This is a genomic window from Streptomyces katrae (assembly GCF_000717655.1).
Classification (GTDB): Bacteria; Actinomycetota; Actinomycetes; order Streptomycetales; family Streptomycetaceae; genus Streptomyces; species Streptomyces katrae_B.
Genome location: NZ_JNZY01000006.1, coordinates 263,839 through 288,968 on the forward strand (window position 1 = coordinate 263,839; position 25,130 = coordinate 288,968).

Consider the following 25,130-nt stretch of genomic DNA (forward strand, 5'->3'; position numbering starts at 1 on the left):
GTGGGCCTCCAAGCGGTGTTTTCCTCAACACTGCTGTCTGCGGAGATCCGTCAGTAGGGAAGAAGACGCAGCCGCGCACGCAGCCGCGGGGGGTAGAACGCGCAACGGCGGCACCGCACGGCCCGGTGCTCCGCCGTGCGCGCCGCCGTCGAAAGCGTCGCCGTGCTCTTTCGGTCAGCCCTCGTCCACCGCCACGAAGCGCAGCTCCGAGGTGTACGCCTCGCCCTGGTCGTCGGTCAGCCAGGCCTGTTCGGGGCTCGGCAGCATCTCGGTGAACACGGCCCGGCCGTCCGGCTCCTTGCGGGCCATCCTGCGGACCGCCTTGGCGAGGATGTTCACGTACACCGGGCTGTCGAAGTCCACGTAGAACGGGCGGGTCTCGGTCGGCAGTACGACGAACACGAACCGCGGCAGCCGGCGCCTCTCCCGCCACTGCCGGGCCCGTACGAACCGGCGGGCCTCGTCCTTCTCCTCGGCGAAGTCCATGTCCGACGGGGCCGGCCGCCAGGTCTCGCGGGCCACGACGAGGCGGTCCACCGTGACCCGGGGGGAGTGCTCGGCCGCGTCCGGCAGGATCTGGAACAGGTCCATCGCCAGGGTGGTCAGCACGTGCGAGAACACGTCCACCGCGGGGAACTCGGACCCGTCGGGCAGGACCACCGCCAGCTCGCCGTCCGTCCGTTCGGTCACCGTCACGTCGGCGCTGAGCACCGTACGGGGCCGGGCCGGATCGGCGGTGAAGTCGACGAGGGCGACGTAGTAGTCCTCGGGGCGGACCAGGCAGTGCCGGATCCGCGCCGACAGCCGCGAGCGGTGCTCCTTGGGCAGCAGCGGCATCAGCCGGGGGCCGGGATGGTCCCGGTCGGTGAGCCGGAGCAGCTCCTCGGCGTCCGGATGCTGGTTGACGAACAGCGAGGCGCCCAACGTGTTGGCGGCGACGTGCAGTTCGCCCAGGACCAGCTCGAAGTCACCGCGGGCCACGGCCTGTTCGCAGGACGCGGCGATCATGATGTCGGGACTGAGGTAGCGGGCGGCGGTCCAGCCGCCGCCCGGGCCGCCGAACTGCTCGGCCACGGGCCCCGCGACGGCCTCCAGCGGCAGCCTGACCCGGCGGGTGCCCGGCGGGGGCGAAAGGATCGCGTCCCAGCGCCGGCGGAACTCCTGCTGGAGCTCGGCGGACTCCGCGCGGGCGGCGCCGTGCAGGATGGGCATGCAGGCGAACCAGAACGCGGCGAGGTCGACCGGGCCCTGCCCGGCCAGCCGGCGGTACACCTCCCGGGCCCGGGCCATCACCGCGTCGGCGAGCCGCGCGGTGAGCCAGCCGGCACTCGTCAGCAGCGGGTCCAGCGGGGCGAGGGCCTCGTGCACGGTCCGCCCGAGGGCGGCGGTCGCCGCCCGCCGGCAATCGGAGTACACCAGGGCCCGGCAGGGCGCCGTACCGGCCGCCTTCTCGCGCACGGCGGCGGTCTCGGTCAGCGCGACGAACTCGCCCTCGAGCTCCGTCAGTGCGGCCACCAGGGCCTCGGGCCCGACCGCCGCCCGTACGCGCTCCCGGCCCCGCTCCAGGACGTCCAGGGCGGCCAGGCCGGGCTCGCGCAGCTCCCCGTCCCCGACCCGGTCCAGCCAGGCCCGCAGGTGCCGCTCCGGGCGGGCATCGGCGGGCACCTCCAGCTTCCACACCACCCACCGGCGGGCGACCAGGTCGGCCAGGACCGCGGACACGTCCACGTCCGGCAGCGCGGCGCGGATGTCCCGCGCGGGGCGTACGCCGTCGCACAGCGCAAGCACGGCACGCGCGTCCTCGCCGAGGGCCTGGCTCGGGCGGCCCGGCACCGTCACGTCCATGCCGGTCTGGCGGACGAACGGCACGCGCCGGGGCGCCACCCATTCCCGTACCGCCGGATCGGTGTCGATCCGCGCGGCCAGGGCGTCGACCGCCCAGCTGGCGAAGTACACCTCCGATCCGGCGATCAGGCCGGTGCCGGGGGCGCCGGCGTGGACGCGGACGCCCTCGGCGGACAGGTCCCAGCGGCCCCAGCCGACGGGGCCGAAGAACCCGATGGTGTCGTTCTTGACGCAGAACCGCTGCCAGTAGTGGGCGACCAGCTCCTCGCGCTGGCGGCGATCTCCTGGAGCGTGTGCGCCACCTCCACCTGGGCTTCGGCGAACAGGGCGGTGAACTCCCCCCACCGCTCACCGGCCAGGGCGCCCGGGCCCTCGCCGGGCTCGAACTTGTCGGCGGCCGCGGCCAGCCCGTCCGGGGCCAGCCGCAGCACGCCCCCGGCCGGGAATCCCGCCCCGCGCAGGGCGAACTGGTCCCACAGCCGCCAGCGGCCGCCGGGCACGTAGGTGTCTGTCATGGCCTGCCCCTCATGCCCGGACGAAGTCGGCGTGGACGACGTCGGCGAGGTCCGCCGGCGAGGGGTAGGCGAAGACCAGGGCCACCGGGACCTCCGCCCCGAGCGCCTCCTCGAGCCGTGCGGTGATCCGGAACGCGGTCAGCGAGTCGCCGCCCCATTCGTAGAAGTCGCTCTGCTCGTCGAGGTCGGCCACCCCCAGCGTCTCGCGGTAGATGGAGACGACCAGTTCGGTCAGGGCGGCGCCGGTCAGCTGCGCGGTCAGGTTCTGGGTCTCGGTCGCGGTCGCGGTCATGAGGTCTCCTCCAGGAGCGAACGGGTGGTGTGAGAGGTGGGGGTGGCGCAGGTGGTGCGAGTCGCGTGCGTGGTGCGGTCGGTACGGGAAGCGGTGGCGGCCGTGGCGGCCGCTGCGGCCGACGTCAGGGCCGCGGTGGTGTTGCCGCCGGAGACGACGGCGACGGCGCGGCCGGTGCCGCGCCCCGCCCGCATCGCCCCGGCCAGGGCGACCGCGCCGGACGGCTCGGCCTCGATCCCGCGCCGCCGCAGCAGCGCGGCCGCGGCGAGGATCTCCGCATCGGACACGGTGACCAGGTCGTCGACCCGGTCCCGGATGACCGGGTACGGCACCGCCCCCGGCTGCTGGCCGCGCAGCCCGTCGGCGACGGTGTCACCGGGCGCCAGCCGTACGGGGTGCCCCGCGGCCAGGGACCGGGCGTAGCGGGGGGTGCCGGCGGGCTCGACGCCCACCACCCGCACCGGGTGCCCGTACGCCGCGAGGCAGACCCCCGCGAGCAGCCCGCCCCCGCCGGTCGGCACGTACACGGTCTCGACGTCGGGCGCCTCGGCGAGGATCTCCAGGCCGACCGTGCCCTGCCCGGCCACCACCAGTTCGTGGTCGGAGGAGGGCACGAGGACCGCACCCGTCTCCTCGGCCAGCGCCCGGGCCCGCTCATCGCGCTCGGCGACGCCGCCCGGCACACCGACCGTCTGCCCGCCGAGGGCACGGATCAGGGCGGTCTTCGCGGGGTGCGCCCCGCCGGCCAGGACCACGGTCACCTCGGCGCCGAGCGCGGCCGCCAGCCGGGCCAGCGCGATGCCGTGGTTGCCCGAGGAGCCGGTGACGATCCGCCGGGCCCCCAGCGCCAAGACCGCGTTGGCGGCCCCGCGCAACTTGAACGACCCGCCGTACTGGAGGTGCTCGGCCTTCAGCAGCAGCCGCCGGCCCGTCCGGTGGAGGTCGGGCGCGGGCAGCCCCGGCAGCAACGGGGTACGCCGGACATGCCCGGCGATGCGTGCGGCGGCGGCCTCCACGTCGGCCGGGCCGAGCGGGCCGAGCGGGCCGAGCGGGCCGAGCACGGCGCCGGCCGGTCCGCCGGAGGCGGCGGACCTGGCGGACATGACGGGTGGGGCGGGCGCGGCGGGTGCCGTCGCGGGTGCGGGGGTCATGACCGGCGTCCTGTCTGCGAGAGGGCACGGCGGTCGGCCTTCCCGCTGCGGGTGGTGGGCAGTTCCGCCAGCCGCACGAACCGCCGCGGCATCAGGTGCGGGGGCAGGCCGGCGGCCAGGTGGGCGCGCAGCGCGGCGTCGGTGGTGCCCGCCAGGTCGCCCGTGACGTGGGCGACGAGGAACACCCGCCCCTGGGCGTCGGCCTCGCTGGTGACGACCGCCCCCGTGACCCCGGCGTGCGACAGCAGCGCCCCCTCGACCTCGGCCGGGTCCACCCGATAGCCGCGGATCTTCACCTGCCGGTCGCCGCGCCCCAGGTACTCCAGCCCGTCGGGACCCGTCCGGGCCAGGTCGCCGGTGCGGTACAGCCGCGCACCCGGCGGACCGAACGGGTCCGGTACGAAGCACTCGGCCGTACGGGCGGCCCGCCCGCGGTAGCCGCGGGCCACGCCCGCGCCGCCGATGTAGACCTCCCCGACGTCCCCGTCGGGCACCGGGGCCATCCCGGCATCCAGGAGCCGTACGACCACGCCGTCGATCGCGGTGCCGACGGTGTCGGTCAGGACGTCCGGCCGGGCCGGCACGGCGTACCGGGTCGAGGTCATCGTGCACTCGGTCGGGCCGTACTGGTTGACCAGGCTGCCCCGGACCAGCGGCCGCCCCCCGGCCGCAAGGAACGGCCGCAGCGACTCGCCGCTGGAGACCACCAGGCGGACCCCGGCGAGCAGCCGGGCCCCGTCCGGCTGCCCGGCCAGGAACGACAGGAACGACGGGGTCGTGCTCAGCAGCGCGCTCACCCCGTGCTCCCGGACCACGGCGCCGAACTCCTCGGGCCGCAGCAGCGCCGAGCGCGGCACCACCACCAGCCGTCCGCCCGCCAGCAGCGGGGCGAAGGTGTCCCGCAGCGACGCGTCGTAGCCGAGCGGGGCGAGCTGGAGGGCCACGGTGTCGGGCCCCAGCCCGTAGTCGCGGGCGATGAAACGCAGGTACGAGTCCAGCCCGAGGTGCTCGACCAGGACGGCGCTGGGCTCCCCGGTGCTCCCGGAGGTGTGGCTGACGTACGCGAGCGAGCGCTCGCCGGGCGGTCCGCCCGGCCGCCCGTCCGCACCGGCCGCGCTGCCGGGCCGGTCCAGGAGGACGGGCGGCCCCGGGACCGGCAGGTCGAGCCCGCCCGCCAACGCCGAGGTGGTCACCAGCAGCTCCGCGCCGCCGCTGCGGGCCAGCGCCGCCAGCCGGGCCGGCGGCTGCTCCGGGTCCAGGCCGAGGAAGGCCGCGCCGCAGCGCACCACGGCGGCCGGTGCCACCACGGCGTCCACGCCACGCTCCACGGCCACCGCGCACACCGTCTCCGGGCGGGCGCCGCGGGCCCGCAGCACCGCCGCGAGGGCGTCGATGCGGGCGGTGAGCTCCGCGTACGTCACCTCGCCGGCGGGGGTGGTGACCGCGACCCGGTCCGGGTCGAGAGAGGCGTGCGCGGCGATGTCGTCGACGAAGGTCCGCATCACGCGCTCCTGTCCGAGGCGCGCTCCCGCGCGGGCCGCGAGACGTCCGTGACCGTCTGGTCGACGGCGACGAAGCGCAGCTCCGAGGTGAACGTGTCGCCCTGGTCGTCGGTCAGCCAGGCCTGCTCCGGGGTCGGCAGCATCTCGCTGATCTTCAGCTTGGCCCCGGGGTCCTTGCGGGCCAGCCTGCGCGCGGCCTTCGCGAGGATGGTCAGGTACACGGGGCTGTCAAAGTCCACGTAGAAGGGCCGGGGTTCGCTCGGCGAGACCACGAACACGAACCGCGGCAAGTCGTGTTCCTCGCGCCAGTGCCGGGCCCGTACGTACCGCCTGGCCTCGGACTTCTCTTCGGCGAAGGCCAGTTCGGACGCCGGGAAGGCCCAGGTCTCGCGCGCCACCACCATCTTGTCGATGCTGATCCGCGGCGTGTGGTCGCCCTCGGGGCGCAGCGTGAACCGGTCCATGACGCGCTGCGTCAGGGTGTTCGCGTACACGTCGAGCAGATCGAACGCGGCCCCGTCGGGCAGTACCGCCATCAGCCGGCCCTCCCGGTCCTCCACCACGACGTCGGCGCACAGGACCGTGCGCGGGCGGTGCGGATCGCCGGTGTCGTCGACCAGCGAGACGTAGTAGTCCTGCGGCCGGTCCAGCGAAGGCCTGCTGCGCGCCGACCACTTCAGTGGCAGTTCCTTGGGCAGCATCGGCAGCAGCCGCGGCCCGGGGAAGTCGCGGGTGGTCTCCGCGATCAACTCGTCGCGGTCGGGATGCTGGTGGACGAAGAGGGAGGCGCCCATCGTGTTGAGCGCGCTGTGCATCTCGCCCAGCACCATCTCGAAGTCGCCGCGTGCCACGGCGTCCGGGTTCTCGGCGAGGAGCAGCACGTCCGGGCTGAAGTAGCGGGCCAGCGACCAGCCCGCGCCGGGCTCCTCGAACTCGGCCCGCACCTGCTCGGCGATGTCCGCCGACGACACCCGTACCCGGCGCGCCCCCTCGGGCACCGCCAGGATCCGCGCCCATTTCGCCCGCAGCTCCGCCTGGACGGCGTCCAGGTCCCGGCCCGCCTCCGGGTACGGGGAGGGCAGGCAGCCCAGCCACATCGACCCCAGGTCCACCGGGCCGGCCGCCCGCAACCGCTCGTACACCTCGCGCAGCCGTGCACCGACCCGCTCGGCGAAGCGGTTGGTCAGCCAGCGCGCCGCCGTCAGGCACTGCGCGAGGGGGGTCAGCTCGCCCAGCAGGGCGGTGCCGAGGGTCGCCGTCGCCGCGCGCCGGGCGTCCGAGTACACGAGCCCCCGGCAGGGGGCGGTCCGCTCGCCCTTGGAGCGCTGGGCGTCGGTGGCGGTCAGCGCCGCGAAGTCGGCCTCCAGGGCGCCGATCGCCGAGGTCAGTGCCTCGGCGTCCAGGCCGGCCGCCTGGACGGCGTCCCGCCCGCGCTCCAGGACGGCCAGCTTCTCCAGGGCCGGCTCGCGCAGGGCCGGATCGGCGATCCGCTCCAGGACGGCCCGCAGCTCCCGCTCCGGGTAGGTGCCGGTCGGCACGTCGAGGCGCCAGTGCACCCACCGTTTGGCCAGCAGCCACTGCACGGTCTCGGTCGCCTCCGCCACCGGGATCCCCAGCGCCCCGGCGATCGCGGCCACCGGCCGGGTCCCGTCGCACAGGTCCAGTACGGCCCGGGCGGTCGCGCCGATGGGCTGCGCAGGCCGGCCCGGCAGATGCACGGACAGGCCCTCGGCCCGTACGAAGGACACCCGGCGCGGGGGTATCCAGGCCCGCAGCGCGGGGTCCGCGTTCAGCGACTTGGCCAGGGCGTCGATGGCCCAACTGGCGAAGTAGACCCGCGAGCCGGCGAGGAACCCGCCGGAGCCGGGGTCGACCTGCACCCCGTCCGTGGCGAGATCCCAGCGGCCCCAGCCGACGGGGCCGAAGAACCCGATGGTGTCGTTCTTGACGCAGAACCGCTGCCAGTAGTGGGCGACCAGCTCCTCGCGCTGGCGGATGTCCTGAAGCAGCTCGGCGGTGCGGACGGCGCCGGTGTCGAAGGCCCCGGTGAACGCTTCCCAGTCCGGGCCGGCGAGGGCGTCGCCCGGACCGAACTTGTCGGCGGCGAGGGCGAGTCCGGGCGGGGCCATGCGCAGGACCCCCTCGGCCGGGAAACCCGGACCGCGGAGTGCGAAGTGCTCCCACAACCGCCACCCGCCGGTGGGCAGGTGCACGGTCTCTGGGGTGTCCGACATGGCGGAGCTCCTTCCAGCCTGATGGGGTGGCGTGGCCGGCGGCGCTGTACCTCTCGGACGCCACCCTGGCTGCCCCGAACACTGCCGCCGCGCCGGCCGGCGCCACCAGGGAAGGAGCGGCAGCACCGACCGCCGGTCCTTCTGCGCGTTTGTCCCTATGGCGGGCCGGATCCCGGCGTCACGCTGTGACCCATCGAGACCGAAGAACTCCGGGAGGACCGAAGCCATGAGTGACACCGACGAGAGCGGCTACCGGGTCGTGCACAACGACGAGGAGCAGTACTCCCTCTGGCGGGCGGACCGCGAACTGCCGGCGGGCTGGCACGCCGAGGGAACGGAGGGCACCCGGCAGGAATGCCTGGACCACATCGCCGCGGTGTGGACGGACATGCGCCCGCTGAGCCTGCGCCGCAGGATGGCGACGGCCTGAACGGCGGCCTGAACGGCGGCCTCAACGGGGATCTGAACGGGGGCCTGAACGCCGGTCGGCGAGGCTGAGGCGCGGGGGAACCGAGCCCCACCGACCGGTTCCACCGGAGGTCTTGTTGGGCCGCGAGCACCTCGGGTGGTGCGCCCTGTTCGGCCGCGAAGCCGGCCTGCGTGACGTGGGCCCCGGTGCCGGCTCAGGACAGCGGGTGTGCGGGCAGCCCCCGGCGGGCCGGGCCGAGCGTGGCCAGGTAGTCGTCCAGTGTGCGGTGCGGGGTCCAGCCCTGGGACCGGGCCCGGGTCAGGTCCAGGACGACCGGGTGGGCCAGCTGGTCCACCGCGTAGCGGCTGAGGGCCGGTTCGCCGCCGCGGGCGAGCAGCTCCGCGGTGCGGGCCGCCGTACGGGCCACCGCCGGCGGGAGGTGCCGGATCCGGGCGGCGACGCCGTGCGCGTGCAGGACCCTGCGTACGGCCGCATCGCGCGCGTAGGGCGCCGCGTCGGCCACGTTGTACGCGCCCGGGGCCCACCCGGCGGCCGCCGCGAGGGCGGCATCGGCCAGGTTCTCCACCGCCGTCAGGCTGAGCGGTACGTCCGGTCCCGGCAGCAGCAGGGTCCCGGCCCGGACCCGGGAGAGCAGCCTCGGCAGCAGGGTGCCGTCGCCGGGGCCGTAGACGGCCCGCGGCCGCAGCACCACCGCCCCCGCGGCCAGCGCGAGGGCCTCGCCCGCCGCCTTGGTGCGGCCGTAGGCGTTCAACTGCCCGGTACGCGGATGGTCCTCGCGGACCAGGGTGCGGTCGCGCCGGGGGTCGTAGACGCTGGCACTGCTGACCCACACCACGGGCCGGTCTCCGGCCGCCCGCAGCAGCCGTTCGGTCCCGGTGACGTTGACCGCGTACATCTCCGCCTCCGCGGGGGAACCGGGGGCCGGGTCGCCGACCGCCGCCGCGCAGTGCACGACGACGTCGATCCCGGCCAGGTCCGGCAGTTCGCGGGCCGCATCCCAGAACCGGTGCTCGCCGACGGGCCCGGGCCGCCGCCCCAGACACACCACCTCGGCCCCGCCCGCCGCGGCAGCCCGCGCCACGTGCCCCCCGCAGAACCCGCTCGCCCCGGTGACGGCAACCCGCAGCCCCCGGTCCACGGTCCTGCGACCGCCACCGGTTGTGCGGTCCGCCCCGACGGAATCGGCTGCACCGGCTGCCCGGTCCGTGCGGCTCGCACCTGCTGCTGTCGTACCGGACGGGCCAGTCGCACCGGCGGCATCGGCGCTGCGGTTCGCATCGGCCGCCACGGCTGTACGCCTGGCCCCGGCTGCCCCGGCTGCCCCGGCTGCCCCCGCTGGGCGCGCCGCACCGGACGTCCTCGCCGTATCGGCCGGACGGGCCGTGCGGCTCGGGCCGGCGGTCAGGGCCGCACGCCCGGGCCCGGCCTCGCCAGCCGCGCGGGCCGCACCGGCCGTACGGGGAGCACTGGCCGTCCGCGCCGCATCATCCGCTCCGGCGGAACCAGTCGTGCGGTACGCATCGGCGGTGCGCGCAGAGCCGGTTGCTCCGGCTCCGGCTCCGGTGCGGCCGGTCGGATCGGCGTTCATGAGGTGGCCCTTACGGTCAGTACGCGCCAGCCCGGCAGGGCGGCCCGGCGGTCGACCCGGGCGCGGCTCACCACCGGGCGGTGGGGGGCCAGGGCCGCCAGGGTGTCGGCGAGCTGGATGCGGGCCAGGCGGGCCCCGGGGCAGGCGTGCGAGCCGGCGCCGAACACCAGGTGGGCCAGGGCGGGGTCGGCCGGGGCGAGGGCGTCCGGGTCGCGGCGGTGCGCCTGCGCGGCATGCCGGGCGACCAGCAGCAGCCGGTCGCCGCTGCGGACCGGGCAGCCGCCGACCGTCCCGTCGGCCGCCGCCACCCGGGGCAGCAGAGGCGAGGCCGCAGTGACCCGCAGCAGCTCGTCGGCCAGCCGGAGCCGCAGCACCGGGTCCGCGGCCTGGTCCCACAGACCGGCGTCGGCACACCACGCCACCGCCCGCGGCAGCGCGGCCACGGTGGTGTTGACGGCGGCCACCGCCACCATCGCGGCCAGCGCATCGCCCCCGCCCGCCCGCTCGGCCAACGACAAGGTCAGGGCCGAGACGGCCCGGCCGGACCGGGACGCCCTTTCGGTGACCGCCTCGCCGGGGTTCCCGGCCGAAGGGGCGGAGACCGCCGGGGCATCGCCCAGTGGCGGCATGGAGCCGTGCGGGGCGCGAGGGCACCCGGGCACGGGTGTGGGGGACGGCGTGGCGAGGGGGCGGGCCAGGAGGGACTGGAGCGTACGGGCCGTGCGGGCGGCAGCAGCGTGCGTGGCCGGGCGGTGCGGGCCGGGCAGATGGGTGCGCACCGACGCGGCCGCGGCGTCCGCGGCGGCCTGGGCCACCGCCACCGGGTCGGCGTCCGTGGCCAGCAGCCGGCAGACCACCGACCCGGCCAGCTCCCGCGCGAGCGCGACCATGTCGACCTCGCCGCCCTGCGCGAGCGGTGCCAGCCGGCGGGCCAACAACGACTGCCACACCGGGCGCAGTCGTTCCACGCCGGCCGCACCGAGCTCCTCCGCAAGCCCCCGCCGGTCCGCCCGGTGCCCGCTGCCCTCCTGATCGAACAGCACGCCGCCGGTGGTGCCGGCCGCCGTGTGGTCGCACTCTGCCGAGCCGACGAACCCGACGCGCGCCGCACTGCCGGTGGCGTCGGCCGCCGTACGGTCGGGCTCCGCCGACCCTGCGAGCGCCCCGCGTGCCGAGCCGGTGGTGGTGTCGGCCGTCGTGCGGTCGGGCTTCGCCGAACCGGCGGGCGTCGGGAGTGCCGAGCCGGTGGTGGTGGTGTCGGCCGTCGTGCGGTCGGGCTTCGCCGACCCTGCGGGCGTCGGGAGTGCCGAGCCGGCGGGCGTCGGGCGGGCCGGCGGCGGGGTCAGGGCCGTGCGGGCTGCGGCGCCCGTGGTGCCGGGGGCCGTGCGGTTAAGGGGGAGGCGGGTCAGGGCTTCGCGGTAGGCCGTGGCGTCGTGGACCAGCAGCGTGCGCCCGAGGCGTCGTACGGGGCGGCCGCGGCCGGCGGCGAGCAGGGCGAACAGCAGCGGGTGGCTGCGTACGTACACCCGGCGGTCGCGCCGACGGGCCCGGGACGGGGTCATCGGGTCCCCCTCAGGCGGGCCGCCGCCAGCGCCGCGGCCGCCGCGCGGTCGGGTTTGCGGGAGCGTCCCGCCAGCGGGATCCGCGCGAACAGCACGGCGTCGGGCCGGGCGGAGCCCATCCGCCCCAGCGGTCCCGCCAGTGCGGCGCGCAGCCCCGGCCCGGCGGCCCCGGGCTGCGGCTGTACGAGGGCCACGAGCCGCTCGTCGCCCGCGGACTCGGCCCCGCGGCCCGCCGGGATGCCGACCAGCACGGCCAGCTCCACCCCCGGTACGTGCAGCGCCGGCTCGTACAGCCCCGGGTAGATGTTCTCGGCCCTGCGCAGCACCATGTCCTTGCTCCTGCCCTCGAGGACGATCCGCCCCGCCCCGTCCAGCCGCGCCCGGTCTCCCGTACGCACCCACGGCTCGGGCTCCTCGCCCAGATAGCGGTCCCGGGCCGCGGCCCCCGCCAGCAGCAGCTGGCCGTCCTCGTCCGGCTTCGCCGTGACGCCGGGCAGCGGGGCCCCCACCAGGTCGCCGGGACCCTCGTACGCCGCCTTCTCGCGCGCCTCGACCGCGGCGGCCGGGAACAGTTCCGTCAGGGCGTACACGCCCCACGCCTCCTCGGCACCCGCACCGCGCACCCGGGACAGCAGCTCGGCGCTCGCCGGCGCCGAGCCCGTCCACACCCGCCCCCGGAAGCGCGCCCCCACGCCCAGCGCGTCCCGCAGCTGCGGCGGGGTCAGATAGGTCTCCCGCGGCCGCAGCCGGCGCAGCTGCCGGGCCAGGACCGCCGGCGACCGGGCCGGGAGCGCCACCGGGGCGCCGTGCACGAGGGAGGGCACGAGCACGAAGAACGTGCCGCCGAGCACCGGATCGCCCGCACGGGCCGGATCCGCGGCGCCGAACAGCGCGGAGACGGACGCCATGCCGGCGGCCAGGCTCGCCCGGGTGTGCACCACGGCCCGGGGCCGCGAGGTGGTCCCGGAAGTGAAGACGATCACCGCATCGGCGTCGGAGTCCCCGTACGCCGGGCGGCGCCCCTGTCCGGGCACCCCGGAGCGCGCCGCGCCCAGGTCCAGCGCGGGGGCGCAGCCGGGCAGCCGGCGCCCGACGGTGGCCACGGGGGCGCCCAGCGAGGCCAGGTCCGGCAGGGCGAGCCGGGCCCGGCTCGCAAGCGGGCGGGCCCAGCCCGCGACGGCCTGCGCGGCCGCGTCGGCGAGGACGAGCGAGGGTCCGGCCAGCGCGAGCCGGGCGCGCAGTACGTCGGGCCCCGCGCCGGGGTCGAGCACGGCCCCGCGCAGCCCGAGCCGCCACAGCGCGAGCAGCACGGCCAGCGCCCGCGGCCCGGGCCGGACGGCGACCCCGACGGTGTCCCCGGCGCGCAGCCCGCGCGCGTGCAGGCCCGCGGCGAACGCATCGGCCAGGTCGGCGAGTTCGCCGCGCGTGGCCCGGACCCGGGTGGCCCCGGTCCGGCCGGCGGTGAGTACGGCAGCCCGCTCGGGGCGGGCGCGCAGCGCGTGGTCGAGTCGGTCGAGCATCAGCGGGGGTCCGTTCCGTGGGTGCCGCTGCCCTGGTCGAGGTACCAGCGGGCCGTGCCGGCGATCCCGTACGCCTTCAGCCGGCGCGTGGAGTTCTCCACGACCATCCGCCGGCAGTGCGTGATCCGGTCGGTGTGCCGGCGTACGGCGTTGAGGAAGAGCCGGTCGGTGGGCGAGGGACGCCGCGGCATCCCGCCGACGGCGAGGTACAGCTCGGCGGTGATGGCCATGTTGTTCCCCGCGTGCATCCGGTACGGGGCCTTGAAGCCGCCCCGCCGGGCGGCGTGCTCCGGCCGCAGCCGCCCGAACAGCGCGGCCAGCCGGACCAGCCCCGCGAAACCGGCCCGGCCGAGGGGCCCGTGCTCGTCGCGCCGGGCGGTGATCCGCCCGCACACCAGGCCCGGGCGGGCCGTGAGCGCGGCCCGTGCCGCGCCCGTCCAGCCGGGCCGCGGCAGGCAGTCCGCGTCCGTCCGCGCGAGCAGGGTCGCGCCCCGGCCGATGGCGTACCGGAACCCGGTGTCCACGGCGGAGCCGACCCCCTTCTCCGGCTCCTCGATCACCTCCACCGCGAACGGCGCGCTCGCGGCGAACTCCCGTGCGATCGCGGCCGTGTTGTCCGCCGAGGCGTTGTCGACGACCAGCAGCGTGAAGTCCCGGTCGCGCTGGGCCGCGAGCGCCCGCAGGGTCTCGCCCAGCCGGGCCTCCTCTTGATGGGCGGGCACGACCACCCACAGCCGCCCGGTCACGACTTCTCCCAGACCATCGTCATGATGCTGATGCCGCCGCCCAGACCCACGCACAACGCCCTTTCTCCCGGTTCCAGTTCCCCGAACACCCGGTCCAGCTGCACGCCGATGCTCGCGCTCGCGACGTTCCCGAGCTCGGGCACGGTCACCACCAGCTTGCCGGCCGGCACCCCGGTGAGCTCCGCGAACCGTTCCAGGTACGGCACCGTCACCTGGTGCACCAGCACCTTGGCGAAGTCGTCCCAGTCCATCCCCGTACGGTGCAGCGTCCGGTCGATGACCGCCGTACCCACCTTCTCGAAGACGCCCCGCAGTTCGTGCCCGTCCCCGCGGAAGTACGTGTACGCATCCCCGCGCGGGTGCCGCGAACCGCCGCCCGGGATGCCGCCGACCTCCCAGTGCTCGGAATGCGTCTCTGTGTCCACGTCGAGGATCCCCCCGCGCTCCACCGCCTCCACGACGACGGCCGCCCCCGCGTCGCCGAACGTGTACCCGGCGAAGCCCTCGCGAAGCTCCGCGAGCCCGGCCGGCGCGTACTGCACCGCCCGGCTCGGCGTCTCCCCGGTCACCACCAGCGCCCGCCGGGCCCGCCCGGCCAGGATCATCGCCCGGGCCAGGTCGATGCCGTTCACGAAGCTGTTGCAGGCGTTGGTGACGTCCAAGGCGTGCGCCCGGGAGCCGAGTTCCGCCTGCACGATGTGGGCGGTCGCGGGCTCGACCATGTCGCGCGACGCCGAGGCGAACACCAGCAGGTCGATGTCCATCGGGGTGAGCCCGCCGGCGGCCAGCGCCCGGCGCGCGGCGCCCACGGCGAGCGTCGAGGCGTACACGCCCTCGCCGGCGACCCGGCGCGCGACGATCCCGGTGGCCTGCGTCAGCAGCCTCGGCGGCAGGACGAGGCCGCTGCGGCGGGCCACCTCCTGCTGGAGGTCCTCCGAGGAGCGGACCTCCCCGGGCAACAGGCTGCCGACGGCGGTTATCCCGGCGCGCGGCGACGGATCAGACGACTGAATGAGCATGCCCCCACCATGCGGCCCCGCGAGCGGCGGGACCTGAGTACGGATGCTCAGATCGGCCCCGCGCGCTGCACATCCGCCATGAGTACGTACGCGTCCCCCGGGCCGGGAGCGGTCACGCCCAACGGCCGGACAGCCGGGGCCCGTTTCCGTAGGGTGTCCCGAAGGCCGAAGGACACACGGGGGACACGGGGGAGAGGCACATGGCAGCACGCCGGTTACCGGCGCTGGCGCAGTACCGCACCGATGCGGTGACCCGCCGACTGTGCGCAGGAGCGCACCTGGACGAGGACTTCGCCCGCGACGTGGACGTGGAGCTCACCGCGGACGGGCTGCGCGCCACCGGTCTCTCGCTCGGCATCGACCTGGTGGCGCTGGCCCGCCACGCGCGCGCCGCGGTCCGGCGGACCGACGTACGGGACCGGCGCCTGGCCTGGATCTGTGCCGTCGGCGTGTGGGCGGCGGTGCCGCTGCTGCTGTACGCGGTGGTCACCGCCCGGTGGGGGCTCGCGTACGCGGCCGCCGCACTGGTACTCCTCGCGTACGGGAGCGCCTGGTGGCTCGTCCACCAGGCCGAGAGCCGCTCCCGTACGGCGGCGCTCGCCGTGGAGCACGGCGCGGACCGCCCGGCGGACCTGGCCCCGGCCGTCGAACCGGAGGCGGAGCAGCGGCTGCTGGAGACGAAACGGGCCAACGTGGTCCCGTACACGGCGAGCGCCGAGCGCACCAACCCCTTCGTCGGGAGCGGCTCCAAGCTCAAGGAGATGGTCTGGCAGCCCATCGACGTCAGCCGCCCCGCCGAGGACCCGGCGGGCAACGGCGCCAAGCTGCCCGTCAAGCCGTTCGATGCGGTCGACCTGCACACCTACGTGGCCCGCGAGATGGAGCACATCGCCGGCCTCAAGGGCCTCCAGGTCCGCAACCGGCTCTACGTCATGGGGACCAACGTCCCGTACGTGGGGCCGGAGCTGCTGCCGGACCGGCTGCGCCGGCCGCGCGCCCAGATCCCCAAGCAGCTGGTCCAGGCGGGCCTGATGCAGTCCGGCGCCGGCATGCGCACCTACCTCAGCCTGGTCCGGGCCGGCGAGGGCGGCCGGGCCATCGTCTCCATGCACCTGCGGGCCCGCCTCCACCACCCCAGCCTCACCTGGGAGGTGTCGGCGTACGGCATCCCGCCGCTGCAGGCGCGCTTCGACCGGGTGAACCGGCTGCCGCTGGACGGGTTCGAGCGCTGGTGGAGCCTGGTCTGCTTCGCCACGTCCCGGACCGGGACCGCCCTGCTCAAGGCCTCCTCCCGGCTCATGCAGCGGGCCTCCGAGCAGCGCAGGCGCGCCCGCGCCCTGGAGAAGGTACGGCGGGAGATCGACAAACGGCACGCGCTCTACGACTACGGCGCGGTGGACAGCATCCGCGAACGCGTCGCGGACTGGGAGCAGCTGGGGTTCAGCGAACGCACCGACTCCCAGGACTTCCTGCAGCGCCTACAGCAGGGTGTGCTGATAGCGACGGAGCGGTTCCTGAAGGACCACAACATCGACACCAGCTCCTACGACCAGGCGCAGCAGGTCATCAACACGCACACCTACACCTTCCAGGGCAGCGTGCAGGCGGGCGTCATCGGCGACAACGGCACCGTCAACCACCACAACGGACCCGGTGCGCAGGCCGGGCACTCCGGACAGGGCCGAGGGACGCCCTGACCGCCATCACCATCGGGAGAGACAGATGGGTACCTTCAACTTCAACGAGAACGTCACCGCCGGCATCATCGGCGACAACGGCACCATCAACATCGGACGGCAGGACACCGCCGCCGAGACCCTGCGGCTGGCCGCCGAACTCGCGCAGTGGCTCCGCGACCAGGGCGCGGCCCAGGAGCGCATCGCCGCGGCCGAGACCCTGCGCGGTGAACTGGACCGGGCCGCGCAGGAGCGGCGCGCCGCCGAGCCGGGGGTGATCCGCCGCTCCCTGGAGACGATCACCCTCGGTCTCGGCGCCGGCAGCGGCGGACTCGCCCTCGCCCAGGAGATCGGCCGCCTCCTGGCGAACTGAAGCCGGTCCCTGCAGGCCCGGAGCCCCGGTGGCCCCGCCGCCTACTTCGCTCGCACGACGGCCCGCGCGCCGCCGAAGTCCAGCTCCAGGCCCGAGCGCAGCGGAACCGTCTGCCCCGGGTCGATGCGCTGGGTGGAGCCGTCCGCGCGGGTCCCCGTCCACGTCGAGTCGGACCGGTTCGCCAGACCGAACCGGCCCGGCTTCTGAGGGTGTTCGGTCAGCTGCGCCACCAGCGTCGCATCGCCGTAGTCGTGCCGGGCCGGCTCCGGGGCCAGATGGTGCGCCTGGACCCGCGAGGACCGGTGCAGCAGGATGTGGTGCTCGGTGCGCGGCGGCGGAGTGGTCAGCACCAGCCGCGGCGGCAGCACCAGCGTGCTCCCGCAGCTCCAGCACGTCCCCGGACCGGCGGCCCGCGGCTCGGTCATGTTCTGCTTCCCGCACTGCGCGCACTCCACCACCGCGTCGAGCACGGCCCGCAGGGTGTCCCGCCACTGCGACTCCCGGACCCGGGTCGTGGGATCGTGCAGGCCCGTCGTGAAGTTCTTGGTGAACAGGTCCCGCAGGGAGTCCGGGGCCGTCGCCCAGGTGGCCAGTACCGTCGCCTGCTCGGTGGGGTCGGGCGCGTTGGACCGGTCCTGTGGGTCGAAGACGAACAGCGGCTGCTTCCCGTACAGCTTGCGCTCCGCCGCCTCGTCGAGGCAGTGGATCGCCAGCTCGCGCCGGCCCTTGAGCGGGTGATGGTTCATCAGCAGCATGAACAGCAGCACCGACAGCGAGTGCAGATCGCTCTGGGTGCCGGGGGAGACCCCCGGATCACCCCGCACCAGCTCGGGCGCCATGAACTCCATGGTCCCCGAGATGCCGGTGCTGTCGCCCTCCACCACCGCGTTGTCGTTGTCGCAGACCAGCACGTCGCCGGTGGCCGGGTCGAAGAAGATGTTGCCCCAGGAGATGTCCCGGTACGCGATCCCGCGCGAATGCAGGGCCTGGTACGCCTCGACGGTGTACAGGCAGGCCGTCAGCAGGGCCCGCGGCGTCGTGCGCAGCTGCCGCCGGAACAGCAGGGGAAGGCCCTTGAACCGGTCCGGGCGGATGTCCATCAGGTACCCGAACCCGCCGCGCCCGTCGGCCACGAAGTCCAGGGGCCACAGGAAGCGGTCGTCGTCGAAGCCGCGGCCCACCAGCTGGCGGACGATGTCCTCCTGCGCGGGGGTCGCGCAGGCCGGGTAGTACCACTTGAGCGCCTGGTCCCCGGCGGGGGTCCGCACCCGGTAGACCTCCCCCTGACCGCCGGCGCCGAGCAGGTCGAAGACCTCCACGCCCATGCCGCTGTCGGTCGTCAGCAGGCTTCCGCTGTCGAGCATGCCGCTCATTCGTCTCTCCCGTGCGGGTCGGTCGGTGGTGCCGCGTCTGTGGTCGTCGCCCCGGTGGCTGTGGCCGGTGCCGGATGCCAGGCCGCCACCAGGGTCGTGTCGTCCCCGGAGTGCTGCGAGGCCTTGGCCAGCCATTCCGGCAGGACGGCCCGGACGGTGTCCGCGCCCTCCGCCGACAGCCGGTCGTCCAGCCCGGCCATGAACTGCAGGAAGCCCCGGTCCGAGGCGAAGCTCTTGGACAGCCCGTCGGTGGAGAGCGCGACCAGCCGGGGCGCCCGCCAGGGGGCCGTCACCGGCGCCCAGTGCGTCCGTACGCGCAGCCACGCCGCCGGGCTGCACAGCGACTCCGTCTCGTCCCCCAGGTCCGCCTCGGCGGGCGCGAGCGGTACGGTCACCCGCCCGTCGTCGTCCACCACCGTCAGCTCGCCGTCGCCGAGCTGCCAGGCCGCGAACACCCGGGGCGTGAGCACCGCACCGACCAGCGTGCTCCCGTACAGCAGCAGCTTGTGCTCCTCGGGCAGGCCGGGCTCCTCGTGGGAGCTGGTCCGCTCCCAGTTGCCGAGGACCTTCTCCCGCCATGCGCTGACCAGCTGGCGGGGCAACGCGTGCTCGGCGTAGTGCATCAGCCAGGCCAGGCTCGGCGGCCGCTCCTCGCCGCGGGGCTGGGCGAGCGCCGCGAACCGCCGGGCCTCCTCGACGAAGAGGTCCACGGCGAAGCGGGAGCCCAGATGGCTGCGGGCGTGCACCGCGGAGCCGTGGCCGTCGGCCACCGCCATGATCAGCGGTTCCTCGGCCGTACCGCGCCCCCCGGCCTCGCAGTAGTCCTGGTTGCGGGTCTTGTTCACCCCCTGCACGCTCTCCCGGAACGTGGCCCAGAGCGGTACCGGCCCCGGCGCGTGCGGCGGTACCGGCGGTGGTTCCGGTGACACGGGCCCGCTCACCACACGTCGTCATCGTCGTCGTCGAGCACCGGCGGGGCGTACGGCGGCTGCTTCGCCATCGCGTCCGCGGAACCCGCCACCGGCTGCGAGGCAGCCTTGACGGCGGCCGTCGAGGCCCAGCGGATCGCCGCCGCCAGCTGCTTGGGGCTGTTCGCGTCCAGCGGCTGGAGCTCCGGATTGCCCAGGAACTCCTGCAGCACGGTGCGGTCGGCGTCCGCACCGATCGCGATGGCCACCCGTACGGCCTTGCGCCCCCACGGGGTCGCGTCGACGGCCCGCAGCCCCGCCTTCCAGTCGTCCGTCGGCACCCCGTCCGAGACCAGCGCCAGCACCGGCTTCAGCGCCCGCTGCGGCATCGGCGGGGTGTCGAGCTCCCGGGCCGCCAGCTGGAGGGCCTCGCCCAGGTTGGTCATGCCGTCCACCTGGACGTCCTGCCAGGTGAAGTTCTCCACCGGAACCGGGTCCTGGTGGTGCCAGCGGGCCGTGGTGGAGAACGTCATCGTGCGCAGCAGCAGCTGGGCCGCCGGATTGTCCTGCGCCACCGAGCGCATCTCCGGAACGGCTTCTCTGATCGCGTAGTTGAGCTGGCCGATCTTCTCGCCCTGCATCGAGTACGAGCAGTCGAGCAGCCAGATGAAGTGGACGGGCCGGTTCGCCATCGGCCCGCCGGGGATGTCACTCACCGCTAATCTCCTTCAACTCCCGAGCCATTGCGGCACGTACCGCACGAGCGCCGCCAGCCCGGCGGCCGCCGTCATCACGACCGCCACCACGAACAGGACCAGCATCAGCAGCCGCCCCCGCGCGATCTGCGGTGTCACCATGGGGTGTTGCTCCTTTTCTGAATGACTCCTGGACCCTAGCCTTCGGTCCGGCCCGCGTCACAGGCTTGATCGATCCGGTGCCGTCCGGCCGCTGCGCCCCCGCGGCCGCGGCAGGCGCGGGGCCTCGGCCTCGGCCGCCGGCCCGCCGATCCGCAGTCCCGTACGGGACAGCAGCCACAGCACCGGTTCCGCCGCCCGCCGCTGCTCGGACGCGAGGGCGCCCGCCCCGGTGGCGGCATGGGCGCTGACCGCCCAGTAGCGGGCCGCCGCGAAGTCGTGGCCCAGGGCGCGGACCAGCTCGCCCAGTCCGATCTCGGCCAGCCAGGCGTCGACCGCGCCGTCCGGCCGCGGCAGCGAGTCCAGCCGGTCCAGCACGTCCCGCTTCGTCACCACCGTCGCCACGCCGAGGCGCCGCCGCCGGCCGCCGAGGCCCTGGAGCTCCCCGGTGAACCCCGCGTACGTCTCCACCGGGCCGAGGTCGGCGGGCCGGGCGGCCACCGCCAGCTGCCCGTCGCCCCCGCGCAGGCTGCGCCGTACGGCGGGCGAGGCCAGCACGTCCGCGACCAGCAGGACCCCGTCCGCGTGCGCGAGGTACTCCTGGCGCCGGGTGGTGTCCGCATCGCGCAGCGACTCGCCCATCGGGTCGTACAGGTACAGCAGCCGCTGCCGCCGCAGCAGTCGCAGCCGGCCGCTCCCGCGCCCGACGAGCAGCATCAGCGCCCGGGGCTGCCCGCCCTGCGTCTTCAGCGCCCATCCCGTCGTCTCCACCTGCCGGCCCAGCGTGTTGGCCTCCCGCCGGTCGGCGGGGGACGCGAACTCGACCGTCAGCGCCGACTCGTGCGACCAGGCCCGCAACCCGTCGAGAAGCGCTGCCATCAGCATCGTCTTCCCTGCCGAGGTGCCCCCGATCAGCGGTACGTGCACCACCCGCGTGGTGCCCACGGCCGGCGGCAGCCCCTGGTCGCAGTGCGGGCAGCGGGCGGTGAGCCTGCGCCTCCCGGCGAGCGCGGTGGTGGGCAGCGCCCGCCCGCAGCGGCAGACGTGCCGCAGCGCCCCGTACCGGCCCGGCCGCAGCTCGCGGTGCGCGGCGCCGCAGCCCGGGCAGACGTGCACGGCCAGCGGGAACGGCCGGTAGCAGCCGGGGTACGGGCACTTCATGCGGATGCCGCGGGCCAGCTTCCACAGCCGCTCCACGCTCCGCCCCGCCAGCACCCCGGCCAGCGCCACCGCCGAGACCAGCAGCAGCTGGGCGGCGAACGCCAGCGCGACGCCGACGAGCAGGGCGCAGGACAGCAGGGCGGACAGCAGCGCGGCCAGCGCCGTCGCCGGTGCGAGCAGCCGCAGCAGGAGCCGTCCGAGGGCGTGCTCGGCGCGGTCCCCGGTCGAACCGTTGCGGCCGCTCAGCAGTCGGCGGCGGACGATCTCGTCGAGCCAGTGGTGGACCAGCAGGTACCGGACGGTGTGCGCGGCAGCCTGCGCCGCGGCCACGGCGTCGAGCCACATCTGCCGCGCCCAGTAAGCGGGTTGCCCCGGCTCCGCGCCGCCGTACGGGCTGACGCGCGGGTCGGGGGTCCCGGGCGTGCGCGGCCCGAGGGCGGCCCAGGCGGCACCCAGCGCCAGCGCCAGGAACCGCCACAGCCCGTACCCGAGGCACACGGCCGCCCCGATCGCGCCGGTGGCCGCCCCGAGGACCTGCAGGACGAGCCCCGCGTTCACCTCCACCGCCCCTCCCCGGCGGAGTCGCCGGGGGCGATGGGCCCGCCGGAGCCGCCCCGCAGCGGCGGGCCGCCGGGCGGGGGCTTCGCCCCGCGGCGCCCGGAGCCGCCGAAGCGGTCGCGGAGCCGGCCGAAGGCGCCGGGCCGCTGCCAGCCGCGGAAGTCCTCCGCCCAGCGGCCGCCGAGCCGGGCCAGGGCCTCCTCGAGCGCCTTGAGCTCCGCCGGTGCCAGGCCCCGGACGACCGGGCGCAGCACGCCGTCGAGCAGGTCGGTGCGGGCCTCCTGCCACACCGGGCCCGCCTGCGGCTGGGAGGACCAGGTGGCGAAGCACTCCGCCGCGTACCGCGGGTCGCGCCCCAGCCGGTCCGAGACCTGCGGCTGCCGGGCGGCCCGCCGGTACGCGGCCAGCAGCTCGGCGTCGTTGCTCTCGACCAGGGCCCGCACCTCGCTCCCGGGCCGGTCCTCGGCGAGCAGCCGGGCGGCCACCGCCGCGTAGGCGTGCTCCCGCGCCGTCGGCGTGGGGTCCAGCGTCCGCAGGTCCAGGGCCTGCCGGACCCAGCCCGCCCCCGTCTCCCCGGCCCGCAGGTTGCGGGCCAGCTCCAGCAGCAGCAGCGAGGACCGCAGCGGGGCGGGGAGTTCCGCGGAGAACCGCCGCAGCAGCTCCACCGCCAGCTCCTCCGCGTACCGGTCGTCGGCCGGAGCGCAGACCGCGGCCTGCGCGAGCAGCTCCCAGGTGCCGGCCTCCCGGTGGGCCCGGTCGCCCAGCGCAGACAGGACCAGCCAGGCCTCGCCCGCGGTCGGCGGCTGCGCACCCCACACGAGCCGCATCGCCGAGCGGAGCACCAGCGGCTCCTCCTCCAGGGAGGCGCCGGAGTGCTCCACGAGCCCGGTCAGCGCCTTCACCCGGTCGCCGCCGGCCCCGCCCACCGCTCGTGCGCACATCCGCAGGTGCGGCAGCGGCTCGGCCCCGGTCAGCCGCAGCGGGATCAGGGCGAACAGCCGGGCCCCCGCGGCCGGATCGCCCGCCGCGAGCGCGTCGAGCCGGTCGAGTACGAGGCTCCGCAGCTCGGCCTGCCCAGCCGGTTCCGCCAGTGCGGCCCGCATCGCCTCCCCGTACGCCCGCTCCGGATCGGCGATCAGGGCGCGCGCCAACTGCCGTGCCACATCGGGCAGGAGATCTGCGGTGCCCACCCCGAGCTCGGCGGCGGCCCGCAACAGCCCGGCCCGGTCGTCCGGTTCGCGCTCCGGGTCGGTGAGCGCCGCCCGCAGCTCCGGCCCCAGTCCGGCCGCGAGCCGGGCCCGGGCGGCCTCGCCCAGTACCCCGGCGGGCGGGACGGCCCCGCCCGAGCGGACCGCACCGGCCAGGGCCAGCTCCACCAGCGGCTCGCTCACCGCCGGGGGTGCCCAGCCGGCCAGGGCCGTCAGCAGCCGCCCGCTCGCGGCGGCCTCCTCGGGCCCCCGGTCCCCGGCCGGGCCGCCCAGCGCCCGAGCCAGCGCGTGCAGCCGTACGCCGTCCAGCGCCTCCCGGTGTCCGGCGGCCCAGTCGGCGGCCGCGGCCCGGCCCGCCGAGTCCAGGCCGATGCCCGCGGCGAGGGCGAGCGCGGCCAGCGGGCCCGCCTCGTACGGGCCGCACCGCCCGCCGGGCAGCCGCCGGACGTCCGCGAAGAGGTCCTGCCGCTGCGCCTGCCAGATCAGCGCGGCCGTCTGCGCCCACGGGTCGGGGTCCGGCGCGGGAGCCGCCGCGCGAGCGGCGTCGTACACCCGGTAGCGGTGCTCCTGCCCGGCGAGGCTCGGGCCGTCCTCCGGCACCACGCCGATGATCTGCTGCCGGGCGAGCTGCGGCCGCCGGGTGTACGTGGTGAAGGTGAGCCACTGGCCGCGCCGGTGCGGCAGCACACTGCAGGCGAGCAGGATCCACCAGGCCACGGCCTCGCTGTCCTGCTCCACCAGGACGAGCTGAGGGGCGGCCGGCTCCTCGACGAGCCGGCGCACATCGGCGAAGAACCCGGCGAGCCAGGGCCCCCGGGCGGCCACGAAGGCCGCGAGCGCGCCGACGTCGAGCGGGCCCGGGGCCGGCACCGACGCGAGCGGCGGTACGGGTGCCCCGGCCGGCGGGGAATCGGCCGCCCACTGCCGGGAGCCCCAGGAGGTGATCGGCAGCGGCCATTCGGCGGGCCGGTCCGGGTCGGCGGGCTGCGGCAGATGGACGGCGTGGGCGTGGAAGTTGCCCCAGCGGCCGCTGTAGTCGGCGCCGGTGTACACGGAGCGGGCCAGCAGCCGGCTGCCGTCGGCGAGCACGTTCAGGCTCAGGGCCTGGGGGAAGGCGCCCAGTTGGTCGGCGCTCGGGCGCGGCGGCGCGTCCCGGGGCGGCTCGTACCCGATCAGCTGTTCGGCCTCGCGCAGCAGCGAGGAGGGCACGCCGGGGCTGACGGCGGTGAACCGGAAGCCCGATCCGTCGGGACCCGGCGGCGCCGAGGTGTAGTGCATCTGCGCGAGGTTCATGCCTCTCCTCCCGGCGTGTGCGACCGGTCCGCCGTCGCGCCGGCGACCGGTGCCGGTACCGGACCGGCCGCCGCCGTACGACGGCCCGCTCCGCCGGTCCCGGTGCGCGGCAGCAGCCCGCCCAGCCCCAGCAGCCACAGCAGCGGGTCCTCGACCCGCAGCGGCTGCGGTCCCGACTTGGGGGCGTCCGCCGGTGCGTGCGCGGGCGGCGGGGAGCCCAGCGCCGAGAGGCCGAACAGCGACAGCTGGGCGAAATCCCGGTCCAGCTGCCGGAACAGCGCGCCCGAGTCCCAGCCGTCGAGGAGCCCCCGCATCTCCTCGTGCACCGCCAGCCGGTCCTCGTCGTCCACCGCGCCGCCCGCGTGCTCGGCATTGCGCCGCAGCGGGGAGTGCGGCCCCACCAGCGAGAACAGGGAGTCCGTCTTGGTCACCGCCACCGCCACCGGCGTGGTGACCCGGCCGCGCGAGGTGCCCCGCCCGTGGGCCCGCAGCTGCGCCGCCAGGTCGGCCGCGATCTGCTGCGGCGGGGTCTCCACGGTGGGCAGCGGCAGCCCGGCGTCCACCGGCAGCTGGTCCCGTACGGCCCGCATCTGGAGGGGGTCCACCAGCAGGATGATCCCGTCGGCGGCGGCCAGGTAGTGCGTGTACCGGTCCATGGCCTCGGCGCTGCCGAGGTCCTCGCCGGCCGCGTCGAAGAACACCAGCGCGGTGTGCCGGCTGCCGTCCCCGCGCAGCCGGCGGCGCAGCGGCAGGCTCAGCCGGTACAGCAGCGGGTCGTTGAAGCCGAGCGCCGCCGGTCTCGTCGCCTCCGGCAGCCGCAGCCGGTCGTACAGGTCCTCGGCCATCTCCCGGTCCCGGCGCTGGGTCTCGCCGCCCATCGCCGTGATGGAGGCGCCGTACGCCCGGCCCACCCGGTTGCGCAGCTCGTTGATCAGGACGGAGACGTAGGTGCTCTTGCCCGAGGCCTTGGGGCCCAGCAGTGCGATGATCCGGGTGTCCTGGTCGGTGTAGTCGCTCGGGAAGTCGCTGTGGCAGCGCAGACAGACCCGGACCGGGGTGGAGACCCCGCAGTGCGGGCAGTCCGCCCGCGCGGCGCCCCCGCTCCCGAGACGGCCTGCGAGTCCGCGCGGAGCGGTGAACACCGGGCCGCGCATCTTCAGCGCGGGCGGCACGCTCGGCCCCATGAACTCCGCCCATATGCCGTCGAGTTCGGCAGTGCACGGCTTGCCGCCGCGCACCCCGGTGGCGGACATCTGGCAGCGGAACGGCAGCCGGGCGGCGGCCGAGCGGTCGAAGCAGTAGGGGCAGACGACGGAGGTCAT

The 25,130-nt window shown here is 75.9% G+C and carries 20 protein-coding genes; 3 read left to right on the forward strand and 17 right to left on the reverse strand.

Translation table 11 applies throughout. The features are described from left to right. Nucleotides 1-174: 174 nt before the first annotated feature. From IF09_RS40055 to IF09_RS0110160, 5 genes are all read right to left on the reverse strand, one after another. On the reverse strand, nt 175-2,190 hold the full coding sequence (locus tag IF09_RS40055) for a lantibiotic dehydratase (RefSeq protein WP_234320943.1): 2,016 nt from the start codon (nt 2,188-2,190) through the stop codon (nt 175-177). A 180-nt stretch (nt 2,191-2,370) separates the two neighbouring features. Next, the gene (locus IF09_RS0110145; RefSeq protein ID WP_051832304.1) at nt 2,371-2,652 is read right to left on the reverse strand and encodes an acyl carrier protein; all 282 of its coding nucleotides are present in this window, start codon (nt 2,650-2,652) and stop codon (nt 2,371-2,373) included. After that, nucleotides 2,649-3,803 carry a threonine ammonia-lyase gene (locus tag IF09_RS0110150; RefSeq protein WP_234320944.1) on the reverse strand — a complete coding sequence of 385 codons (1,155 nt, stop codon included), beginning with the start codon at nt 3,801-3,803 and terminating at the stop codon, nt 2,649-2,651. The genes IF09_RS0110145 and IF09_RS0110150 overlap by 4 nt, the downstream gene beginning before the upstream one ends. Further along, nucleotides 3,800-5,305: an amino acid adenylation domain-containing protein gene (locus tag IF09_RS0110155; protein WP_030294150.1), complete on the reverse strand. Its 1,506-nt coding sequence runs from the start codon at nt 5,303-5,305 to the stop codon at nt 3,800-3,802. The genes IF09_RS0110150 and IF09_RS0110155 overlap by 4 nt, the downstream gene beginning before the upstream one ends. Continuing rightward, complete coding sequence (locus tag IF09_RS0110160) at nt 5,305-7,539, reverse strand: lantibiotic dehydratase (RefSeq protein WP_030294152.1); 2,235 nt, start codon at nt 7,537-7,539, stop codon at nt 5,305-5,307. Before IF09_RS0110160 ends, IF09_RS0110155 begins: the two co-directional genes overlap by 1 nt. A gap of 226 nt (nt 7,540-7,765) precedes the next feature. Here IF09_RS0110160 and IF09_RS0110165 point away from each other — a divergent pair, with 226 nt between their 5' ends. Beyond that, nucleotides 7,766-7,969 (forward strand): MbtH family protein, encoded by a 204-nt coding sequence (locus IF09_RS0110165; protein ID WP_030294153.1) that lies wholly within the window; start codon nt 7,766-7,768, stop codon nt 7,967-7,969. 193 nt (nt 7,970-8,162) lie between these two features. Here the strand turns inward: IF09_RS0110165 and IF09_RS0110170 are convergent, their stop codons facing one another. The 5 genes from IF09_RS0110170 to IF09_RS0110190 form a co-directional block, all read right to left on the reverse strand. Further along, on the reverse strand, nt 8,163-9,107 hold the full coding sequence (locus IF09_RS0110170) for an NAD-dependent epimerase/dehydratase family protein (RefSeq protein WP_030294159.1): 945 nt from the start codon (nt 9,105-9,107) through the stop codon (nt 8,163-8,165). Between the two features lie 446 nt (nt 9,108-9,553). Then, nucleotides 9,554-11,119 (reverse strand): hypothetical protein, encoded by a 1,566-nt coding sequence (locus IF09_RS46315; protein ID WP_051832305.1) that lies wholly within the window; start codon nt 11,117-11,119, stop codon nt 9,554-9,556. Further along, nucleotides 11,116-12,639, reverse strand: coding sequence for an AMP-binding protein (locus IF09_RS0110180; protein ID WP_030294163.1), 1,524 nt, complete (start codon nt 12,637-12,639; stop codon nt 11,116-11,118). Before IF09_RS0110180 ends, IF09_RS46315 begins: the two co-directional genes overlap by 4 nt. Continuing rightward, nucleotides 12,639-13,385, reverse strand: a complete 747-nt coding sequence (locus tag IF09_RS0110185) for a glycosyltransferase family 2 protein (protein ID WP_234320946.1) — start codon at nt 13,383-13,385, stop codon at nt 12,639-12,641. Before IF09_RS0110185 ends, IF09_RS0110180 begins: the two co-directional genes overlap by 1 nt. Beyond that, nucleotides 13,382-14,404 (reverse strand): 3-oxoacyl-ACP synthase III family protein, encoded by a 1,023-nt coding sequence (locus IF09_RS0110190; protein WP_030294167.1) that lies wholly within the window; start codon nt 14,402-14,404, stop codon nt 13,382-13,384. Before IF09_RS0110190 ends, IF09_RS0110185 begins: the two co-directional genes overlap by 4 nt. A gap of 200 nt (nt 14,405-14,604) precedes the next feature. Here IF09_RS0110190 and IF09_RS0110195 point away from each other — a divergent pair, with 200 nt between their 5' ends. Then, nucleotides 14,605-16,101, forward strand: a complete 1,497-nt coding sequence (locus tag IF09_RS0110195) for a hypothetical protein (RefSeq protein ID WP_037634493.1) — start codon at nt 14,605-14,607, stop codon at nt 16,099-16,101. A 25-nt stretch (nt 16,102-16,126) separates the two neighbouring features. Further along, nucleotides 16,127-16,453, forward strand: a complete 327-nt coding sequence (locus IF09_RS45540) for a hypothetical protein (RefSeq protein WP_030294169.1) — start codon at nt 16,127-16,129, stop codon at nt 16,451-16,453. A 41-nt stretch (nt 16,454-16,494) separates the two neighbouring features. Here the strand turns inward: IF09_RS45540 and IF09_RS0110205 are convergent, their stop codons facing one another. The 7 genes from IF09_RS0110205 to IF09_RS0110235 all read right to left on the reverse strand — a co-directional run bounded on the left by IF09_RS0110205 (nt 16,495) and on the right by IF09_RS0110235 (nt 25,130). After that, nucleotides 16,495-17,826 carry a protein kinase domain-containing protein gene (locus IF09_RS0110205; RefSeq protein ID WP_030294171.1) on the reverse strand — a complete coding sequence of 444 codons (1,332 nt, stop codon included), beginning with the start codon at nt 17,824-17,826 and terminating at the stop codon, nt 16,495-16,497. Beyond that, entirely contained in the window at nt 17,823-18,671 is an 849-nt protein-coding gene (locus IF09_RS0110210) for a PP2C family serine/threonine-protein phosphatase (protein ID WP_063607352.1), read from the reverse strand. The genes IF09_RS0110205 and IF09_RS0110210 overlap by 4 nt, the downstream gene beginning before the upstream one ends. A 92-nt stretch (nt 18,672-18,763) precedes the next feature. After that, on the reverse strand, nt 18,764-19,426 hold the full coding sequence (locus IF09_RS0110215) for a vWA domain-containing protein (protein WP_030294174.1): 663 nt from the start codon (nt 19,424-19,426) through the stop codon (nt 18,764-18,766). A 36-nt stretch (nt 19,427-19,462) separates the two neighbouring features. Next, complete coding sequence (locus IF09_RS47885) at nt 19,463-19,591, reverse strand: hypothetical protein (protein ID WP_266634302.1); 129 nt, start codon at nt 19,589-19,591, stop codon at nt 19,463-19,465. A gap of 57 nt (nt 19,592-19,648) precedes the next feature. Then, a complete protein-coding gene (locus tag IF09_RS0110225; protein WP_234320947.1) occupies nt 19,649-21,313 on the reverse strand; it encodes a TRAFAC clade GTPase domain-containing protein in 1,665 nt (554 codons plus the stop codon). After that, nucleotides 21,304-23,808, reverse strand: coding sequence for a GTPase-associated protein 1-related protein (locus tag IF09_RS0110230; RefSeq protein ID WP_078613167.1), 2,505 nt, complete (start codon nt 23,806-23,808; stop codon nt 21,304-21,306). The genes IF09_RS0110225 and IF09_RS0110230 overlap by 10 nt, the downstream gene beginning before the upstream one ends. Then, nucleotides 23,805-25,130: a TRAFAC clade GTPase domain-containing protein gene (locus tag IF09_RS0110235; RefSeq protein WP_234320948.1), complete on the reverse strand. Its 1,326-nt coding sequence runs from the start codon at nt 25,128-25,130 to the stop codon at nt 23,805-23,807. The genes IF09_RS0110230 and IF09_RS0110235 overlap by 4 nt, the downstream gene beginning before the upstream one ends.